The 18,439-nt window shown below is 70.8% G+C and carries 18 protein-coding genes; 10 read left to right on the top strand and 8 right to left on the bottom strand.

Features of this window, described 5'->3' with window-relative positions:
• The 3 genes from ABZ795_RS27295 to ABZ795_RS27285 all read right to left on the bottom strand — a co-directional run.
• Positions 1–523 (bottom strand): endo-1,4-beta-xylanase (locus ABZ795_RS27295; protein WP_357532422.1); only part of this gene is annotated, 523 nt, incomplete at its 3' end.
• 322 nt (positions 524–845) lie between these two features.
• Entirely contained in the window at positions 846–1,886 is a 1,041-nt protein-coding gene (locus ABZ795_RS27290; RefSeq protein WP_357532421.1) for an acetylxylan esterase, read from the bottom strand.
• Positions 1,887–1,904: 18 nt separating this feature from the next.
• Positions 1,905–2,936 carry a LacI family DNA-binding transcriptional regulator gene (locus ABZ795_RS27285; protein ID WP_327025310.1) on the bottom strand — a complete coding sequence of 344 codons (1,032 nt, stop codon included), beginning with the start codon at positions 2,934–2,936 and terminating at the stop codon, positions 1,905–1,907.
• 333 nt (positions 2,937–3,269) lie between these two features.
• Between ABZ795_RS27285 and ABZ795_RS27280 the strand changes: the two genes are divergently transcribed.
• From ABZ795_RS27280 to ABZ795_RS27265, 4 genes are all read left to right on the top strand, one after another.
• The gene (locus tag ABZ795_RS27280) at positions 3,270–4,229 is read left to right on the top strand and encodes an ABC transporter permease subunit (RefSeq protein WP_357532420.1); all 960 of its coding nucleotides are present in this window, start codon (positions 3,270–3,272) and stop codon (positions 4,227–4,229) included.
• A complete protein-coding gene (locus tag ABZ795_RS27275; protein ID WP_357532419.1) occupies positions 4,226–5,164 on the top strand; it encodes a carbohydrate ABC transporter permease in 939 nt (312 codons plus the stop codon). Before ABZ795_RS27280 ends, ABZ795_RS27275 begins: the two co-directional genes overlap by 4 nt.
• 44 nt (positions 5,165–5,208) lie before the next feature.
• Complete coding sequence (locus ABZ795_RS27270; protein ID WP_357532418.1) at positions 5,209–6,849, top strand: extracellular solute-binding protein; 1,641 nt, start codon at positions 5,209–5,211, stop codon at positions 6,847–6,849.
• Positions 6,850–6,948: 99 nt separating this feature from the next.
• On the top strand, positions 6,949–7,644 hold the full coding sequence (locus ABZ795_RS27265) for a DUF624 domain-containing protein (protein WP_357532417.1): 696 nt from the start codon (positions 6,949–6,951) through the stop codon (positions 7,642–7,644).
• Here ABZ795_RS27265 and ABZ795_RS27260 read toward each other — a convergent pair.
• Entirely contained in the window at positions 7,641–8,540 is a 900-nt protein-coding gene (locus ABZ795_RS27260) for a LysR family transcriptional regulator (RefSeq protein ID WP_357532416.1), read from the bottom strand. The two genes, ABZ795_RS27265 and ABZ795_RS27260, sit on opposite strands and share 4 nt — an antisense overlap.
• Positions 8,541–8,621: 81 nt before the next feature.
• Here ABZ795_RS27260 and ABZ795_RS27255 point away from each other — a divergent pair, with 81 nt between their 5' ends.
• On the top strand, positions 8,622–9,569 hold the full coding sequence (locus tag ABZ795_RS27255) for a DMT family transporter (protein WP_357532415.1): 948 nt from the start codon (positions 8,622–8,624) through the stop codon (positions 9,567–9,569).
• A 58-nt stretch (positions 9,570–9,627) separates the two neighbouring features.
• Here the strand turns inward: ABZ795_RS27255 and ABZ795_RS27250 are convergent, their stop codons facing one another.
• Positions 9,628–10,401: an LppX_LprAFG lipoprotein gene (locus ABZ795_RS27250; RefSeq protein WP_357532414.1), complete on the bottom strand. Its 774-nt coding sequence runs from the start codon at positions 10,399–10,401 to the stop codon at positions 9,628–9,630.
• Positions 10,402–10,506: 105 nt separating this feature from the next.
• Entirely contained in the window at positions 10,507–12,699 is a 2,193-nt protein-coding gene (locus ABZ795_RS27245; RefSeq protein WP_357532413.1) for an alpha-glucuronidase, read from the bottom strand.
• 189 nt (positions 12,700–12,888) lie between these two features.
• On the opposite strand from ABZ795_RS27245, the gene ABZ795_RS27240 reads away from it, so the two are divergent.
• Complete coding sequence (locus ABZ795_RS27240; RefSeq protein WP_357532412.1) at positions 12,889–13,278, top strand: DUF2267 domain-containing protein; 390 nt, start codon at positions 12,889–12,891, stop codon at positions 13,276–13,278.
• Between the two features lie 4 nt (positions 13,279–13,282).
• On the opposite strand, the gene ABZ795_RS27235 is transcribed toward ABZ795_RS27240, so the two are convergent.
• Entirely contained in the window at positions 13,283–13,693 is a 411-nt protein-coding gene (locus ABZ795_RS27235) for a roadblock/LC7 domain-containing protein (protein WP_357532411.1), read from the bottom strand.
• A 157-nt stretch (positions 13,694–13,850) separates the two neighbouring features.
• Positions 13,851–15,092 carry a hypothetical protein gene (locus tag ABZ795_RS27230; RefSeq protein ID WP_357532410.1) on the bottom strand — a complete coding sequence of 414 codons (1,242 nt, stop codon included), beginning with the start codon at positions 15,090–15,092 and terminating at the stop codon, positions 13,851–13,853.
• Positions 15,093–15,176: 84 nt separating this feature from the next.
• On the opposite strand from ABZ795_RS27230, the gene ABZ795_RS27225 reads away from it, so the two are divergent.
• The 4 genes from ABZ795_RS27225 (at position 15,177) to ABZ795_RS27210 (ending at position 18,438) form a co-directional block, all read left to right on the top strand.
• On the top strand, positions 15,177–15,749 hold the full coding sequence (locus tag ABZ795_RS27225; RefSeq protein WP_357532409.1) for an RNA polymerase sigma factor: 573 nt from the start codon (positions 15,177–15,179) through the stop codon (positions 15,747–15,749).
• Positions 15,742–16,536 carry a hypothetical protein gene (locus tag ABZ795_RS27220; protein WP_357532408.1) on the top strand — a complete coding sequence of 265 codons (795 nt, stop codon included), beginning with the start codon at positions 15,742–15,744 and terminating at the stop codon, positions 16,534–16,536. Before ABZ795_RS27225 ends, ABZ795_RS27220 begins: the two co-directional genes overlap by 8 nt.
• Positions 16,537–16,768: 232 nt before the next feature.
• Positions 16,769–17,074, top strand: a complete 306-nt coding sequence (locus ABZ795_RS27215) for a DUF6403 family protein (RefSeq protein ID WP_357532407.1) — start codon at positions 16,769–16,771, stop codon at positions 17,072–17,074.
• On the top strand, positions 17,071–18,438 hold the full coding sequence (locus ABZ795_RS27210) for a hypothetical protein (protein ID WP_357532406.1): 1,368 nt from the start codon (positions 17,071–17,073) through the stop codon (positions 18,436–18,438). The genes ABZ795_RS27215 and ABZ795_RS27210 overlap by 4 nt, the downstream gene beginning before the upstream one ends.
• The last annotated feature ends 1 nt before the right edge of the window (position 18,439 follow it).

The following is an 18,439-nucleotide window of genomic DNA, read 5'->3' as shown; positions in this document are numbered from 1 at the left end:
CGAACGCCTCGTTCACCACGTCCCACGAGTCGATCTTCCCGCGGTAGTAGGTGGCCACCTGGGTGACGTGGTTGAGCATGGCCGAGCGCAGGGCCGGCCCTTCCATCCGCTCCATCCAGGCGGGCTGCTGGGAGTGCCAGGCCAGGGTGTGACCCCGGACCTTCCAGCCCCGGGAGAGGGCATGGTTGACGATCCGGTCCGCGGTGCCGTAGGTGAAGACCCCCTGCTGCGGCTCCAGGGCGTTGATCTTCATCTCGTTCTCGGCCGTGACCGAGTTGAACTCGCGGTTCAGGATGCCGGTGTAGACGCTGTCGTTGAGCTTGTGTGCTGCGATCGCGGCCCCGAAGTACCGGCCGCTCTCCGCAGCGGCAGCGCCCAGAGTGGTCGCCGCGCTGGCGCTGGAGGCCGTCACCACCACGGTGGTAGCGGCGAGGGAGAGACCGACCACGGCCGAGATCAGCGCGGAGCGCGATCGCAGTCTGGTCGCGGGACGCCCGCTGGCGCGGGCGAACGCGTTGTTCATGGCGTGAGCCTTTCGACGAAGCCGTGCTGATGGGAAGCCGGCTCCGACTACCGCCCAACACGATGACCCTTCCGTCACCTGCGCGGTCGCCCGGATGCCGCGCAGGCCGGTGCACTTCGGCCGGCCCTCGTGAGTAGATCGGAGCTGTTCTATCGAAAACAGTATCGAAACACGTCCGCAAGCTCAATGTGCCCGACTGTCTTCTCGGGATCGACGTGACCCGGCCGCACCGACCCCTGGTCGGCAGTAAACCACAGCGGACAGCGGATTGACCCGGACCGATGACCACCGAAAGTTTCGGTCCCCGCTGATCGGCGACCGGTCACCCTGCGCCGACCGGCTGCGTCGACCGGGCCGGCCCGGCGGGCTGCGTCGGGTCGCCGAGCAGCTCGGCCAGCCAACGTAGCTGCCGGCGCAGGTGCACCGCCTCCCCGTGCTCGTGGCCGTTGAACGGGTAGACGTGGATGCTGCGCTCCGGCACCGGCCCGCCGTTGGCGACACCGTACTGGTGGTAGGCGGCGAACACCGTGCTCGGCGGGCAGACCCGATCGCGCAGCCCCAGACCCAGGTGCACCGGAGCGGTGGCCCGTCGTACCAGGCAGGCGGCATCCACATAGGACAGGGTGTGGCGTACGGCCGCCTCGGCCTCCCGGTGCACGGCGAGGTAGGTGCCGATCTCACCGTACGGACTGGCGTCGGTGATCTCGATGGCCCGCTGGAGGTGGCAGAGGAAGGGTGCGGTGGCCAGAACGGCGGCCAGCCCCGGTGCCAGCCCGGCGACCGCCAGGGCCAACCCGCCGCCCTGGCTGTTGCCGGCGACGACCACCCGGCCGGGGTCCACCCCGGGCAGGGCCCGGGCCGCCTGGACGGCGCGTACCGCGTCCGTGATGAGCCGGCGGTAGTAGTAGCCCTGCGGCGACAGGATGCCCCGGGTCACCGGGGAGGGGCCGCCCGGTGCCGCCCCGTGCGGGTCGGCCGTGTCCCCCACCCCGTACATGCCGGACTGACCCCGGGCGTCCATCAGCAGGTGCGCGTAACCGGCCACCGGCCAGGTCAGCCGCTCGTGCGGGGTGCCCCGGCCACGCCCGTAGCCGACGTACTCGATCACCACCGGCAGCGGCTCCGGCACCCCGGCCGGACGGGTGTACCAGGCCCGGACCGGGTCACCGGCGAAACCGGCGAAGGTCACGTCCCAGGTGTCGAGCAGCCGCAGGTCGGTCGGCTCCGGGCGTACCTCGACCAGCACCGGCACCGACTCCGCCGCCTGGAGGGTGGTACGCCAGAAGTCGTCGAGATCCGCCGGTTCGGTGATGGTGGGGGCGTACCGGCGCAGTTGGTCCAGGGGCAGGTCGAACAGAGACATCCGTCCTCGCAGCTGTGGTCAGGGGCGCGGTGGCGGGGCGGTGCTCTCCCGGATCACCAGCTCGGCCACCAGATCGATGCGGCTGGTGGGCAGGGCCACCCCGTGCGCCAGGTCGAGCAGCATCTGGGTGGCCGTGCCGGCCATGTCCCGCAGGGGTTGGTTGACCGTGGTCAAGGGCGGGCCGGACCAGGCGGAGACCGGCAGGTTGTCGTAGCCGACCACGGAGACGTCGCCGGGCACGTCCAGACCGAGCTGCCGGGCCGCCCGCAGGACCCCCAGCGCCTGGAGGTCGGAGCCGGCGAAGACCGCGGTCGGTCGGTCCGGGCGGCTGAGCAGCTCGATGCCGTGCGTGTATCCGGCGTCCAGGTGGAAGGTCCCGGAGCGCACCAGGTCGGGATCGACCGGTACGCCGAGTTCCTCGTGGGCGCAACGGTAGCCGGCCGTGCGGGCGCGGGCGCAGAGCACGTCCCGCGGACCGGAGATGATCGCGATCCGGCGATGCCCCAGATCCAGCAGGTGGCGGGTGGCCAGCAGGCCACCGTTCCAGTTGTTGGACCCCACGGTCGGCCCGGAGGCCGCGCTGGCGCTGTCGGTGTCGACCACCACGACCGGAATGGCCTGTCGGCGCAGCTGCCGGCGCTGCTGGTCGGTCAGATTGCACATCACCAGCAGCACCCCGAGGGGACGCCGGGCGAGCATCGCGTCGAACCAGGGCTGCGGCGGTCGGTGGGCGCCGTCCAACTGCGAGAGCACCACGTTCACCCGGCCCGCCGTGGTGATCGCCTCGACCCCCCGGATGATCTCCATCGCCCAGTCGGAGCCGAACTCGTGGAACACCAGGTCGATCTGGCCGTCGCCGACGGCCCGCCGGGTCCGGCGGCGGTAGCGGTGCCGTTCCAGGCTCGCCTCCACCCGGGCCCGGGTGGCCGCCGCCACATCCGAGCGGCCGTTGAGGACCTTGGACACCGTCGCCGAGGAGACGCCAACCTCCTGGGCGATGGTCGCGAGTGTCGTGGCGCCGAGCGCCGCCGACGAGCGGTTCTCAGTCATCGGCCCCTCTACCACCGGCCCCGAGAATTTCGGAGCACCCACCATGTCCCAACCGATCACCGAGGACAACGATCGATGGATTGCGCGACGGCCAAGGACCGCAGGCAATCGCTTACCCGCACCACAGTGCCAGTGCGCTGATCGGATTTCCAGCCCTTGACATCGATTTATGGACACACTTAGGTTCCCCGCACGGACTACGAGCGGGTTTCCGAAATTTTCGTTGTGGCGGTGCCGCGCAGCGGCAGGGCGAGCCGTCTGGACAACCCACCCCGGACGCGACCGGAGGGCGCGCATGAGAGCTCAGCTACCCGTCGACGATCGACCGAGGCGATGAGCGGCCCGGCCTCGGCGGCACCGCCGTCGACCGGGCTGCCCCGCGCGGCCCGGCGGCGGACCTGGCGGCGGGCGCTGCGGCGGGACTGGCAGTTGTACTCCCTGGCCATCCTGCCGCTGCTGTTCTTCCTGGTCTTCCGGTACCTGCCGATGCTCGGCAACGTCATCGCCTTCCGCCGGTTCCAGCCCGGCGGCAGCCTGTTCGGCGAGTACTGGGTGGGTCTGCGCTACTTCAAGATGTTCCTGAGCGACCCGACCTTCTGGAACGTCTTCACCAACACCCTGACGCTGGGCGCGCTGACCCTGCTGTTCTGCTTCCCGCTGCCGATCGTGCTGGCCCTGCTGCTCAACGAGGTACGCGCCCGCCGGCTCAAGCGGTTCGTGCAGTCGGTGTCGTACCTGCCGCACTTCCTGTCCATCGTGATCGTGGCGGCCATGGTCATGCAGTTGCTGTCCATGGACGGCACGATCAACCAGCTGGTCCGCGCGGGCGGCGGCGAGGCGATCCCCTTCCTGCAACGCCCGGAGTGGTTCCGCACCATCTACGTCTCCTCCGAGGTCTGGCAGACCGTCGGCTGGGGCACCATCCTCTACCTGGCCGCGCTGACCACCATCGACGACGACCTGTACGAGGCGGCCCGCATCGACGGGGCCAACCGCTGGCGGCAGACCTGGCATGTCACCCTGCCGGGGATCCGGCCGACCATGGTGACCCTGCTGATCCTCAACATCGGCACCTTCATGGCGGTCGGGTTCGAGAAGATCCTGCTGCTGTACAACCCGCTGACCTATCCGACCGCCGACGTCATCTCCACATACCTGTTCCGGGTCGGCTTCACCTCCAGCAACTTCAGCTACGCCGCCGCGATCGGGCTGTTCGAGGCGGTGATCGGGCTGATCCTGGTGCTGTCGGCGAATCTGATCGCCCGCCGTACGGTGGGGACGAGCCTGTGGTGACCGTCGAGGCCGCCAAGCCGGCCACCGCACCCGCGCCCCAGCCCCGACGACGGCGGCGCGGGATTCAGCAGAGCCGTGGCTACCGGGTGTTCCAGGTGGTCAACGCGCTCATCCTGACCGCCGTGGTGGTGGTGACGCTGTACCCGTTCGTCAACATCGTGGCCCGGTCGATGAGCCATGAGGCGTACATCATCGCCGGGCAGGTGAACCTGGTGCCGCGCGGGTTCACCCTGGAGACGTACGAGTTGGTGCTGTCGGACTCGATGTTCTGGACCAACTACCGCAACACGGTGTTCTACACGGTCACCGCCACCCTGATCTCGATCGTGATGACCACCTGTTACGCGTACGTGTTGTCCAAGAAGCACCTCAAGGGACGCAGTGCCCTGATCGGCATAGCGGTGTTCACGATGTTCTTCACCGGCGGGCTGATCCCCAACTACGTGCTGGTCACCAGCCTGGGGTTGAAGAACAGCGTCTGGGCCATCGCCCTGCCCAACGCGATCAACGTGTTCAACCTGCTGGTGATGAAGGCCTTCTTCGAGAGCCTGCCCAACGACCTGGAGGAGGCCGCCGCGGTCGACGGGCTCAACACGTACGGCATCCTGTGGCGGATCGTACTGCCGCTGTCGAAGGCCATCGTCGCCACGATGGTGCTGTTCTACGCGGTGGCCTTCTGGAACTCCTGGTTCGCGGCCTTCCTCTACCTGGACCGGCAGGAGTTGTGGCCGGTCACCATCTACCTGCGCAACCTGATCGCCGGGGCCACCGGCGCGGAGAACATCGGCGCCATCTCCGAGGCCAACGAGGTGCAGGCCGAGGCGACCCTCAAGGCCGTGACGATCGTGCTCACCACCCTGCCCATCCTGCTGGTCTATCCCTTCGTCCAGCGGTATTTCGTCCGCGGCATCATGCTCGGCGCGGTGAAGGGCTGAGCAGCCGACCCACCCTCGCACCATCACCTGCGAAAGGACCCGCCATGTTCCGCAGATCGTGGCGTCACGCGGCAGCAGCCACCGTCGCGTTACTCGCCCTAGCCAGCGTCACCGCCTGTGGCGACGATCCCACCGACTCGGAGAACCTGTCGGAGAACCGGGTCGGCGCGATGGAGAACTACGCCGCCGGTACGCAGTTCAAGGCCACCGAGGCGCTCTCCTTCTCCGTCCTCTACAACAACCACCCGAACTATCCGCTGAAGAACGACTGGCTGTTCTGGAAGGAGCTGACCGCCCGGACCAATGTCACCCTGGAACCGGTGGCGGTGCCGTTGAGCGACTACAACCAGAAGCGCAGCCTGCTCATCGGGGCCGGTGACGCGCCGCTGCTCATCCCGAAGACCTACCCGCCGGACGTGCACGCCTACGTCTCCTCGGGGGCGATCCTGCCGGTCAGCGACTACCTCGATCTGATGCCCAACCTCAAGGACAAGATCGAGAAGTGGAACCTGAACCCGGAGCTGGACACCCTGCGCCAGGCCGACGGGAAGTTCTACCTGCTGCCCGGGGTGCACGAGAAGCCCTGGCACGAGTACTCCCTGGTGGTCCGCACCGACATCCTCGAAGAGCTGGGCCTGGAGATCCCGAAGAGCTGGGACGAGGTCTACACCATGCTCAAGGCGATGAAGGCGAAGTACCCGGACGTCTACCCCTTCTCCGACCGGTACAGCCAGCCCAACCCGGCCGGCGCCCTGCTCAACCTGCTGGCCGTCTCGCACGGCCTGGAGGGGGCGGGCTGGAACTTCCAGCACGTCAGCTGGAACGCCGGCGCGCAGAAGTTCGAGTACACCGGGGCCACGGAGCACTACCGGCACATCCTGGAGTACCTCAACAAGCTGGTCGCGGAGAAGCTGCTGGACCCGGAGAGCTTCACCCAGACCGACGACCTGGCCCGGCAGAAGCTGGCCAACGGCAAGTCCTTCGTGATCAGCGGTAACGCCCAGGCCCTGGTGAACGACTACCGGCCGGACCTGGCGGCCACCAACCCGAAGGCGAAGGTCACCAAGATTCCGCTGCCGGTCGGGCCGGCCGGGGAGATCAACCCGGCCAGTCGGCTGGAGAACGGCATGATGATCTCCTCGAAGGCCCGGGAGAGCAAGAACTTCGTGGCCATGATGCAGTTCGTCGACTGGCTCTGGTACTCCGACGAGGGCCAGATGTTCGCCCGGTGGGGGGTCGAGGGCACCACCTACGTCAAGGACGCCGCCGGCAAGGCGAGCCTGGCCAAGGAGGTCGACATGATCGGCCTCAACCCGGGGGCCCCCAAGCACCTGCAGAAGGACTTCGGCTTCGCCAACGGAGTGTTCGCCTACGGCGGCCGGCCCGAGCTGGTGCAGGCCTTCTTCTCCCCGGAGGAGCAGGAGTTCCAGAAGGTGATGAACGCCCGTACCCCGAAGTCACCGCCGCCGCCGTACCCGCTGACCGACGAGGAGCGGGAGCAGGTGTCGCTCTGGGAGACCCCGCTCAAGGACCACGTCTACCAGGCCACCTTGCAGTTCGCCCTGGGGCAGCGTGACCTGGCCCAGTGGGACAGCTACGTCAACGAGCTGAAGAGCAAGAACATGGACGCCTACCTGGACACGGTGAACAAGGCGTACGAGCGCTACCGCGACCGGGGCAACTGAGGTGGGGGCCGGTCCGGCGTTCGTCGGACCGGCCCCGCACCCCGCGAAGGATGAGGAACCGATGCCGACCACCCTCGCCGTACCCCCCTCGAGGATCTCGTGAGTACGGCGACCCGACGCGAGTTCGGTGCCGGGCCGCTGTCGCGGGTGGCCGCGCTGGTCTACACCCTGCTGGTGGTCGAGGTGCTGCTGCTGGTCTGCGCGGCGCCCGGCCTGATCGCGTTGTTCGCCCTGGAACGGCATGTGAGCAACCTGCCGCTGGTCGCCGTCTGCGCGGTGCCCCTGGGCCCGGCCCTGTCCGCCGCCCTGTACGCCCTGCACCACCAACGCCTGGACCTCACCGAACTGCACCCGGCCCGACTGTTCTGGCGTGGCTACCGGGTGAACCTGCTGGGGGCCCTGCTGGTGTGGGTGCCGATGCTGATGTGGCTGGCCCTGCTGGCCGTCAACCTGGTCAACCTGACCGCGGTGGGGCTGCCCCGCTGGTGGGTGGTGCCCCTGGTGCTGGTCGCCGCCGGGGTGGCCGTGGTCGGCATCAACGCGCTGGTGATCACCTCGCTGTTCACCTTCCGGCTGCGCGACGTGCTCCGGCTGGCCGGCTACTTCGTGCTGCGTACCCCGGTGGTGGTGATCGGGGTCGGGTTGTTGCTGGTAGCGGCGACCGTGCTGACCCTGGTCGCCTCGGAGGCCGCCCTGGCCGCGCTGGCCTCGGTGCTGGCGCTGGCCCTGGTCCGGGGCGGCGAGCCGATGATCAGCATCATCCGCCAGGAGTTCACCGCCGCAGACCTCACCTAGCGGGTGGGTACGGCGGCCACGGCCTCCCGCAGGGCCGCTGTGGCGATCCGTACCGCCGGGGTGTGCTCCACCGCGTCGTGGATCACCAGGTGGATCGACCGGATCGGGGTGGGACGCAGCAGCCCGACCCGGGTCACCCCCGGCGGCAGCCGCACCGCACCGAGGGCGGGAAGCACCGTCGGGCCGATGCCGGCCTCGACGAAGGCCAGGGCGGTCGGATAGTCGTGCGCCTCCACCCCGAAGGTCGGGGCGAAGCCCGCCGCGGTGCAGGCCTCCAGGAGGTTGGCCCGGCACCAGCCCCGGGCGAAGTCGTTGTCCACCCAGCGGTCCTCGGCCAGTTCGGCCAACTCCACCTGCGCCCGGTCGGCGAGGCGGTGCCCGGCCGGCAGCACCGCGACGTACGGATCGTCGACCAGGTGCTGGGCGGTGAAGCCCGAGCCGGGGTCGAAGCCGGCGGGCGCCACCACCAACTGGAGGTCGGGGCGCTCCTCCCGGACGGGCGGGATGTCCTCGCGCAGGGTCAGGTCCAGCCGTACCCCGGGCAGCTCGGTGGTGATCCGCCGCACCACATGTGGCATCCAGGCCGCGCCGACGGAGGCGAAGTAGGCGATGGACAGCACCCCGGTGCGCCCGGCGCGCAGGTCCGCGATCAGTGACTCCGCCTCGCCGACCCGGGCCAGCAGCCGATCCGCCTCGGCGGCCAGGGCGTGCCCGGCGGCGGTGGGCCGCATCCCCCGGCCGGCTCGGGCGAACAGGGCCAGGCCGGTTTCGCGTTGCAGGGCGGTCAGGTGCTGACTGACGGCGGAGGGGGTGTAGCCCAGGTTGGTCGCGGCTGCCTGGACGGACCCGGAGGCCACGACGGACCGGAAGATCCGGAGGCGGTGGACATCGAGCACCCGCCAACCATATAGGCAAACTTAAGAGTCGTGAAGAAACAGTCGCTGGTGCTTAACTGTCCAGCGGACCAGAATCGGCCTATGACCAGCCTGAAGACCGCCTCCCCCGCCGAGCGTCCGCGCCCGAGACCCTCCACCCAGCCCTCGTCCTGGCCGGTCATCGCCGCCGCCGCGATCACGGTGCTGCTGTGGGCCTCGGCCTTCGTCGGCATCAGGTTCGCCGGGCACGACTACTCCCCCGGAGCCATGGCCCTGGGCCGGATGCTGGCAGCCTCCATAGCGCTGAGCGCCTTCGTGGCGCTGACCGCCGGGGGTCGCCGCGCTCGCCCCGCCGGTGGTCGTACCGGCTGGCCCCGAGGGGCAACCCTGGGGCTCATCGCACTCTGGGGAACGGCCTGGTTCGGCGGGTACAACGTGGCTCTGAATGCCGCGGAGCGGCTGGTCGATGCCGGGACGGCGGCGCTGCTCGTGGCGATCGCCCCCATCCTGGTGGCGGTGGCCGCGACCCTCGTCCTGGGCGAGCGGCTGACCGGCCGGCTAGGTGTCGGGGTGGCGGTCGCCTTCGTGGGCGTGGCCCTGATCGCCGCCACCGGCTTCACCGGGCACGTCGACCAGCTCGGGGTGGCGCTGGCCGCGCTCTCCGCGGTGTTGTACGCCTTCGGGGTACTGCTTCAGAAGCGGCTGCTGGCCCGGGTGGAGGCGGTGACCATGACCTGGCTGGGGGCCCTGGCCGGCACGATCGCCCTGCTGCCGTTCGCACCGGCCCTGCTCGACGAACTCGCCACCGCGCCGCAGGGAGCCACCCTGGGGATGCTGTACCTGGGGGTGTTCCCGACCGCGATCGGCTTCCTCACCTGGGGGTACGTGCTGTCCCGCTGGACCGCCGGTCGCACCACCGCCGCTACCTACCTGGTCCCGCCGGTGACCGTCGGGTTGTCCTGGATGCTGCTGGGCGAGGTGCCGGCACCCCTGGCCCTGGCCGGTGGCGCCCTCTGCCTGGCCGGAGTGGTCCTGGCCACCCGCCGCTGAGCCACCCGGGGCGGCGGTGGGCGCAGACCCACCGCCGGCCTCAGCCGTTGTTGCGCATCTACCTGGCCAGGTCGATGGTGTCCGCGTCCGGCGGGATCTCGACCGTCACCGGCTTGTTGTAGTCGGTGTAGTCGACCGTCATGTCGCTCACCGGATCCATCACCACACGATCCCGTCGCGGCCGGTGCTGCTCGTCCACCCAGAGGTCGATCTTGACCTCCTTGACTCCCATCTCGGTCAACCGCCCTTCGACGGTCCGACGCAGTTCAGCGTCGACCTGCTCGAAGTAGTGCGACAACTCGGTGGTGACGGTGTAGTGGACGGTAGGGGTGCCGTCCAGGGTCTCCTCGCCGACCACCGTGACCCCCTCGGTCGCCAGCAGGACGGTCACCTGCCGAGCGGGGTCGACCTCAGCCATCTCCTTGTTGAACTCCATGCCCTGCTGCTCGCCACCCGCGGGGTCCATCTTCATCCAGCTCTTGCCGTTCATCTCGGCGCGATCATCCTCCGGGATCTCGACGAAGACCATCTCGTCGATGATCCGGACCGTGATGGGCTGGTTTCCCGAACCGGTCGTGATCAGCTCGGCCTTGACCGGGTCACCCAGGGTCAGGTCGCCCTTCATCAGGATCTCCTCGCCGCCCGGGCCGTGCTTCATGGTCACGTTCACCGAGTCGCTCTGCTCGACGGCCTCGACCGCCTTCTGCAAGGCGTCCCTGACGTCCACGGTGCGGCCTTCCACCCCGCCGGAGGGCGCCGGCCTCTCGGCCGGGTCGGCCTCCCCGCCGGTACAGGCGGTCAGCGCGGCGGCCGTGACGACAGCGAGCGCCATCGCGGCGGGCCTACTCCAGACGGGCATGCGGTCGCCTCTCTCCCGGGTCGACATGACCATGAGCGACGTTATGTCAGCCGGGCAACGAGCGACAGTCGACAGGATTCAGTACAGCGGGCGGCCGTGGGCGTCGGGGATGCCGGACTTGCGATGGAAGTAGGCGTTGACCTGGTCGCGCCACTCCCGCGCACAGCGCAACTGTTCCCTGAGCCGCTCGGTGACCCGGGCGTGCACCGCCGGGTCGACCAGCCGGGCCAGCCACTCCCAGCGCCGGCACATCGCCTCGACCTCGCGTACGCCGTCGAAGTGGGTGTCGTAGATGTGCTGGATGACCGTCCTGCCGCTGTGCAGCAGGTGGTCGTAGGGCACGTGGTGGAAGAAGAGCAGCAGCTCGTCGGGGCAGCTCTCGACCGACTCGTACACCTCGGACCAGGGCGAGGGGTACTGGCCGGTGAAGCCGGTGCCGGTGGCCCGGGTCCGGTCCACCCCGGCCCCGTCCCGGTCGGCGAAGTGGTACGTGCCCCAGGGGGTGTACTCGTACCCGTCGACGTCGGGGCCGTAGTGGTGGCCGGGCCGGACCATGAAGCCCACCCCCAACGGGGCGGTGTACCGCTCGTAGCTGCGCCAGGAGTCGTCCATGATCTCGTGCAGGGTGCGCCGCAGCAGGTCCGGATCGGCCCGCCGGTCCGGCGCGAAGGTCAGGTCGATCCACTCGTCCAGCACCGCCGCAGGGCGCAGCCCGGGATTCCAGCAGAGCCGGCCGAAGGCGTACAGGTTGGCCTGGGCCAGCGGATGCCCGGTCCAGAACCGGTCGTCGCCCACATTGGAGACCGCGACCAGACCCCCGCCACCGGCCGCCACCTCGGCGACCGTACCCCCCTCGTCGCCCCAGGGCCGGAACCCCAGGACCTCGCTCCACCAGGGGGCCAGGTAGCAGACGTGGCGCTGCTGGCCGGTGTACTCCTGGGTGACCTGGAACTCCACCGCCAACCGGGTGTGCGGCATCGCGGCGATCACCGGGGAGACCGGCTCCCGGGTCTGGAAGTCGATCGGCCCGTGCTTGACCTGCACGATCACGTTGTCCCGGAACCGGCCGTCCAGCGGCGCGAAGTGGTCGTGGGCGGCGCGGGCCCGGTCGGTGGAGCGGTCCCGCCAGTCCTGCCGGTGGTTGTAGACGAACGCCCGCCAGCGCACCACCCCGCCGTGCGGCGCCAGGGCCTCGGCCAGCAGGTTGGCCCCGTCGGCGTGGTCCCGGCCGTAGCTGAACGGACCCGGCTGGCCCTCCGAGTCGGCCTTGACCAGGTAGCCGCCGAAGTCCGGGATGCGGGCGTACACCCGCGAGGTGATCTCGGCCCACCAGGCGCGTACCGCCGGGTCCAGGGGGTCGGCGGTGGGCAGGCCACCGACGACGACCGGGGCGGCGAAGCTCACCGCCAGGTGCACCCCGATGCCGTACGGGCGCAGCAGGTCGGCCAGTTCGGCGACGTCGTCGAGCCGCTCGGTGAGCAGCCGCGCCTCGGTGGCGTGCACGTTGACGTTGTTCACCGCCACGGCGTTGATCCCACAGGCCGCCAGCAACCGGGCGTACGCGGTGACCCGGTCCCGGTCCCCCCGGGGCCCACCCTCCCGCCAGAAGATCGACCCACCGGCGTAGCCGCGTTCCACCTGCCCCATCACGGGGTGCACCTCGACGTTGTCCCAGTGATCCAGCATCCGGCGGGCCATGACCGGACGACACACCCGTACCCGGTGTCCCCGGCCGAAGGCGGACTCCCCCAGCCGGACCACCTCGAAGAGTCCGTACAGCAGCCCTGCCGGGGCGCCGGCCACCACCACGGTCACCCCGTGGTGCCGGGTCACCACGAAGTCCTCCGCGCCCAGCGCCTCGGCTGTGGCGAGTTCCGCCCGGGCGCCGGCGAGCGCCGCCCACACCCCAGCCGCCTCGGAGTCGGTCGGGGTGAGGGCGGCTGGCTTGGAGTCGGCCGCCTCGGCCACGGTCGCCTTGGAGTCGGTCGAGGGTGGGTCTGCGGGTCGGGGGCGGGGCAGGTCGGCGGCCAGGGCCAGCACCAGGTCCGCCGGGGGTAGGTCGGCCTCGGCGGTGATCCGCCGGGCTGTGCCGCCGTACCGGTCGGCGGCCTGCTCGACCTCGGCCTGGACGGTGTCGATGAGCAGGCCCTGTCCACAGATCAGGGTCCGGCGGGCACCGATGGCGGCCCAGACCTCGGGCGGCAGCCATGCGGGGTGGAGGTCGGTCGGCTCAGGGGTGTTCGTCCGCACCTGGCGGAGGGGCCGTCGCATTGCGCAGATCGTATCGATATCCCGCGATGCGTCAAGGTCCTCCCCGAAGATCCGCTCCTACGGCCGCCTTGCGCTGGGCCGCTGTCGGCGGCGGCGCCGTTGGGCTGGCCGCTGTCGGCGGCAGCGCCGTTTGCTGGGCTGTTGTGCGGGTACCCGGCACATCCGCAGCGAGAAGGGGGGGTCGGCCAGGTGGACGACAACGAGTTCATCGACTCCGTGGCACGCCGCACCGGGGCGTCGGCCGAACAGGCGGCCGCCATCGCGCGGGCCACCCTGACCACCCTGGCCGAGCGGATCGACGGTGGGCAGGCCCGGGACCTGGCCGATCAGCTTCCGGAAGGAATGCGGGCGTACACCTTCGCCCCCCATGAGGCCGCCGAGCGGTTCGGTCTCGACGTGTTCGTCGAGCGGGTCAGCGGGCGGGCCGATGTCGACCCGGAACTGGCCGAGATCGGCATCCAGGCCGTGCTGGACACCATCCGTACGGCCACCACCGCGGACGAGTACGACGACGTGGTCGCACACCTGCCGATCGAACTGTGGCAGGTGGCCGATCCGGTCCCGCCGTACGACGGGTGACCGGCTAGACCTCGGCCACTGCCGGTTCCAGGTAGACCGGCAGGTACTCCCCGGCCTGGGCGACGAACATGGCCACCTCGTACGCCATGTCACCCACCTCGGCGTCCCCGTCGATACCGACGGTGAGGATCGCCCCGTTGCCGGTGGTGGCGTGGAACAGGAAGGCCCGGGACATCTGGATCACCACCTGGTGCAGTTCACCCTCGCCGCACACCCGGGCGGCGGCCGTACCCAACGCCTGAAGCCCACAGACCATGCTGGACAACTGCTCGGCCATCTCGTCGTCGATGCCCCGGGAGGCCCCCAGCCTGATGCCGTCCGGCGAGAGCACCACCGCGAACTGGGCCCCCGGTACCCGGTCGACCAGGCTGTCCAGGGCATGGCCCAGGTTGTCGGCGATCCGGGCAGAGGGCATAGGGCTGTCCTTCCTCTCGGCAGCGACTACCGACGGCGGGTTCGTGTTTCGGTGCTCCTAACGTACGATGCCCGACTCGCTGGGGATCAACCGGGGCAGACGGATTCGTCCCGATGGTCCGTCTTCCCTGCCCACCGGCTCGGCGGGCGCTGCTGCGCTACGCAAGGCCACGCAGACCGGTCAGGCCGGGCACGGCGAGCCGGCCGAGTTCCCTGCCGCTGGCCGAGTCGTGCCAGCTCAACGCGGTGGGTCCGGCCACGTGCAGCCGACTGCCGTCACCGCTGAGCAGCAGCCCGTTGATCTGCTCCCCCGCCGTCAACTCGACGCCGCCACCGAGGTCGGCGAGGTCACATACGACGACGGAGGTGCCGGCGGCGACGAACAGCCGGTCACCGTCGGTTGCCGCGTACGCCGGCCCGGCACCGCCGGTGATCGCGGCCGTCCGGCGTACGGTCAACTCCTCAGTGGTGATGTCCGCGACGATGCCCGAGCCGACATCGACCACCAGCAGTCGGGTGCCGTCCGGGGTGATCGCCATGGCGTGGCTCTCGGCCGGCCCCTGCCCGAACGGATGCGGCAGATCCACGCAGTACGCCCACCGCTGCTCCAGGTGCAGGGTGTGCACGAAGGCGTGCACGTCGCTGCCCGGCCGCCCACTGATCCGGTCCCGGGTGTGCTGGTGGTCGGGCTGGTGGGTGTAGAGCGTGTAGAGCACCCGGCGGTCCGCAGCGAGCACCGCCTGCCGCCCGTCGCCGCGCATCTCCTCCTCCGCGCCGGCCGGGATCGCCTCCTTGAGCCGGGTCGACAGCGGGCCGGACACCCCGCTGTCGAGGTCCACGACCCGGACCCGGTACCGGTCGGGTGCGTGCGGTGGCAACCACTCCAGCACGAACAGGCCGGTGTGGTCGGTGGTGAACGCCTCCGGCACGACGTTGCCCGGCAGCCGTAACCGCCGCCGTACGCCACCGGCGTCGGCGATCAGCACCGGGGTCTCCGTACGCCCGGCGGGGCGTTCCGTGGTGACGCTCACCTCCTCGGTGGTCAACGCCACCTGCGTACCGTCGGTGGAGACGGTCTGCGGCACCCACCGGCCCGGTAGCCGGACCCGTTCGGAGGCCGCGCCGGTGGCGACGTCGATGCGCCAGAGCGCGGTGTTCTCGCCGTCCGGGGCGGTGGCGTGAATGAACCGTGCGTCGGCGGTGGCGATCGCGTGCGGGAGCACCTGCGGCGCAGCGCCGCGCAACACGGCGAGCCCGCCGTCGAGTTCGACGAGCAGCGGGTCCGGCAGCGTTCCCGCCGTCCGGCCGCCGTCCGGTTCGCAGCCGGTCAGCGTGGCGGCGCCCACGGCACCAAGGGCGGCCAGCAGGGTACGACGCGACATCATCGGCGTGGCAGTCATGACCGGATGACACCGCCGGAGCGGGTTCGGGTTCCGTCGACGAGAGGCGGAACCCGTCCGCATCGGCCGGTGTCAGTAGGGGTGATGCCAACGGAGGTAGCACTGGACGACAGGGAGTTCGTCACCCGAGCGCAGGCCGGCGACCTGGAGGCGTACGAACTCCTGGTCGCCCGGCACACCGCGTCCGCGTACCGGACCGCGGTGCTGCTCGGCGCGGGGACGGAGGCCGAAGACGTCATCCAGGAGGCGTTCGTGAAGGGCTACCGGAAGTTGTCCCACTATCGCGGTGACTCGTCGTTCCGGTCCTGGCTGCTGGCCATCGTCGCGAACGAGACCCGTAACCTGCACCGCTCCCGTGAGCGCCGCACCGGCCTGGTGCTGCGGGCCGCCCGGGTGGCACCGGGCTCGGAGGCCGGCGAGGACGGCGCGGTCGGTGCCGTCCTCGCCGAGGAACGACGCACCGCCCTGGTCCGGGCGCTGCGGCAGCTACCCGAGCGGGATCGTGAGGTGATCGTCTGCCGGTACTTCCTCGACCTCAGCGAGGACGAGACGGTCGCCATGCTCGGCTGGGCCCGGGGCACCGTGAAGTCACGCACCTCCCGCGCCCTGGCGAAGCTGCGTGGCCTGCTCGACGTCGAGGAACTCAGCCGTGGGTGACCTGGAACGGGAACTGCGGGACCTGTCCGCCTGGCTGGAAACCCCCGATCCGCCGGACGTGACCGCGCAGGTCCGCGCCCGCCTGACCGCCGAACGCACCGAGACCTCCGCGCCGCGTGTTCGGATCCGCGCGCCGCGTCTGCGGGCCGCCGTGCCACGCCTGTTGGCCGTCGGGAGGCGACGGCGTTGGCGGTACGCGTTGGTGGGGGCGCTGGTCGCGGTGCTGGTCGCGGTGCTGCCTCCCGGGCGGGCGGCGCTCGCCGACGCGGTCACCGGGTTGCTGCGCTTCGCCGGGATCACCATCAGCACCTCGCCGGAGCCGGTACTGCCGACCGCTTCCCCGTCCCCGCTGCCCGCGCAGCACCCGGCCGAGTTGATGCAGGCCCAGCAGGCGGTGGCTTTCCCGATCCGGCTGCCCGCGGCCCTGGGACCACCCGAGCGGGTGCTGGTCGCCGACCCCGACGGCGGCGGTGGGCACCGGGTGGTGACCCTGCTCTGGCGGGGTGGTGCGGTGCGGCTGGACGCCTTCGACGGGCACCTCGATCCGGTCTTCTTCAAGCAGGCCGGTGGAGCGGGAGCGGAGTGGACGGTCGTCGACGGGCGGCAGGCGGTATGGATCGGCGCTCCGCACCCGGTGTCGTACGTGGACCGCTCCGGCGTGGTGCGCGAAGAAGGCGCCCGACTGGCGGCGGAGACGTTGATCTGGGAGCGGGACGGCGTCACCTACCGCCTCGAAGGCGCGTTCACCCTCACCGAGGCGGTCGAGGTCGCACAGTCCCTGACGTGACGAACGACCTGGCGTTCAACCCTGACCGAGCTAGGTACCGGTCCCCCACGATGCCGAGTTCCGCCCGCAGGGCGATCTGCTCGACCGACTCCCCCGCCGGGGCGGGTGCCGGGCCATCGGAGTGGCGGGCCACCCCACGTTTCACCCCGTCGGGCGGGGGCTGGCGTGGCAGGGCCGGCGCCGTTGGGTTAGACAGATAGCCGTACCGGAACCCCTCGGACGGTGGGAGCGCATGTCACCATCCCTGCTGATCTGGTCGGTCGGTGGCGTACTGCTGCTGACCGCCGGGATCGCCACCACCCTGCTGCCCCGCCTACGCGATCGCACCCGAGCCACCCGGGTGGCCTGGTCTAGGGCGCGGGCGGCCATCGACAGCGCCACGGTCAGCCGGGACGCTGCGGCCGTACGGCTGCCGGAGGCCGACCGGCTGCTGGCCCGCGCCGAACTGCTCGCCGCGCAGCGCGGCGGTACGGCGGCGGCCGAGGCGGCCACGGAGCACGCCCGACAGGCCGACCGGCTGTGGCGGGGCCAGTCGTGACCGGCCGGATCCTGCGGAACCTGTACGTGCTGCGGTGGGTGCTGCTCGCCCTGGCGGTGATCATCCTGGTGGTCTTCGTGCTGGCCCAGCGGCAGAGCATCGAGGTCAGCTACGGCCAGTCACCCTCCTCACCGGTGCGCGTCGAGGAGGGCGCGGCCGGGGAGTTGGGTGAGGTCACCGTGCCCTCGACCCAGGAGATGACCACCCTGGTGGCCGCCGATGCGGTGGTGCGGCTGCCCGGTGCGGTGGCCCGCTGGAACGAGCAGCGGGTACGCGAGGCGATCGGGGACGCCGACATCCGGATCCTGGTCGCACCGCCCGGCCTGGACGAGGCCGCCCGCGAGCGGGTACGCGAGGTCGACAACGCCGCCGTACGGGTGATCGGCACCCAGGTCAGCGGCGGCGGCCTGGTTGCCACCCCGGACACCCTGGCCGGATGGCGGGCCCGGTTCGCCACCATGGATGTGACCGACCCGCTGATCGCCCTCATCGCCAGGCTGCGGGAGGTGCCGGCCCCGCCGGAGGTCGACGACCTGCGATGGCGGGACCCCTCCGAACGGGAGGTGGCCGCCGTCCTGGCCGACCTGCGCGCCCGAGGGCTGCACCTCGGCCGGGGCGCCACCCTGGAGGGGGTACCGGAGCAGGCCGTGCGGGCCGCCTTCCCGGACGGGGCCTGGTTCGTCGCCCTGCCCGCCCAGCCGTACGGGAAGCCGTTGCCGGCGTACGGTCCGGCGTTGACCCGGCTCGTCCCGGACCAGCCGATCGTGGTGCTGTACGGCGGGTGGATCGAGTACCACGGTCCGGCCGCGGCCGAGTTCGCGGACCTGGCCGCGGGCAGCTTCTACGCCCAGTTCGGTGATCGACTCAGCCGGTACGACTATCCGCAGCTCAACGTGCTCGGCGTCTACCTGGGCAAGGTGACCGACGTTCGGTACGCCGGTCTGTTCGACCGGCCGTTGCCGTACCGGCCGGTGGACCCGTTGCGGGTGGCCCTGCCGGCCCTGCCCTGGATCTTCACCCTCTGCGTGGCCGGGTTCCTGGTGTTGTCGGCCCGTTCGCTGCGCCGCTCGGGGGTGCTGGGGAGCCCGCCTCGGGCCCGCCACGGCGCCGACGCGGCTCGGCTGGCCGGGCTGACCTCCCTGGCCGTCGAGGTGTCGCTGCTGACCGACGCCCGCAGCGATCCGGCGCTGACCCGGGGCATCGGCAAGCTTCAGGCCGCCCGTCAGGCCCTGGACGAGGGCCTGCCCGCCCGCCACGTGTGGGAGTTGCTCGACGAGGCGACGACCGAACTGGACGAGGCCGCCCGGGTGGTGGGCATCGCCAGCTACCGACCGGCCAACTACCTCCAGGGACGGTTGTCGTGAC

Origin of the sequence: Micromonospora sp. NPDC047134, from assembly GCF_040643455.1 — a bacterium.
Classification (GTDB): Bacteria; Actinomycetota; Actinomycetes; order Mycobacteriales; family Micromonosporaceae; genus Micromonospora.
The sequence above is the reverse complement of the archived record's forward strand: the minus strand, read 5'-3'. Positions and strand labels throughout refer to the sequence as shown.

Bases quoted from the DNA above. Each gene is read 5' to 3' on its own strand.
- ABZ795_RS27290 (WP_357532421.1), bottom strand. From the start codon at position 1,886: ATGTCTCTGTTCGACCTGCCCCTGGACCAACTGCGCCGGTACGCCCCC.
- ABZ795_RS27285 (WP_327025310.1), bottom strand. From the start codon at position 2,936: ATGACTGAGAACCGCTCGTCGGCGGCGCTCGGCGCCACGACACTCGCG.
- ABZ795_RS27280 (WP_357532420.1), top strand. From the start codon at position 3,270: ATGAGCGGCCCGGCCTCGGCGGCACCGCCGTCGACCGGGCTGCCCCGC.
- ABZ795_RS27270 (WP_357532418.1), top strand. From the start codon at position 5,209: ATGTTCCGCAGATCGTGGCGTCACGCGGCAGCAGCCACCGTCGCGTTA.
- ABZ795_RS27255 (WP_357532415.1), top strand. From the start codon at position 8,622: ATGACCAGCCTGAAGACCGCCTCCCCCGCCGAGCGTCCGCGCCCGAGA.
- ABZ795_RS27250 (WP_357532414.1), bottom strand. From the start codon at position 10,401: ATGGCGCTCGCTGTCGTCACGGCCGCCGCGCTGACCGCCTGTACCGGC.
- ABZ795_RS27245 (WP_357532413.1), bottom strand. From the start codon at position 12,699: ATGCGACGGCCCCTCCGCCAGGTGCGGACGAACACCCCTGAGCCGACC.
- ABZ795_RS27235 (WP_357532411.1), bottom strand. From the start codon at position 13,693: ATGCCCTCTGCCCGGATCGCCGACAACCTGGGCCATGCCCTGGACAGC.
- ABZ795_RS27230 (WP_357532410.1), bottom strand. From the start codon at position 15,092: ATGACTGCCACGCCGATGATGTCGCGTCGTACCCTGCTGGCCGCCCTT.
- ABZ795_RS27225 (WP_357532409.1), top strand. From the start codon at position 15,177: ATGCCAACGGAGGTAGCACTGGACGACAGGGAGTTCGTCACCCGAGCG.
- ABZ795_RS27215 (WP_357532407.1), top strand. From the start codon at position 16,769: ATGTCACCATCCCTGCTGATCTGGTCGGTCGGTGGCGTACTGCTGCTG.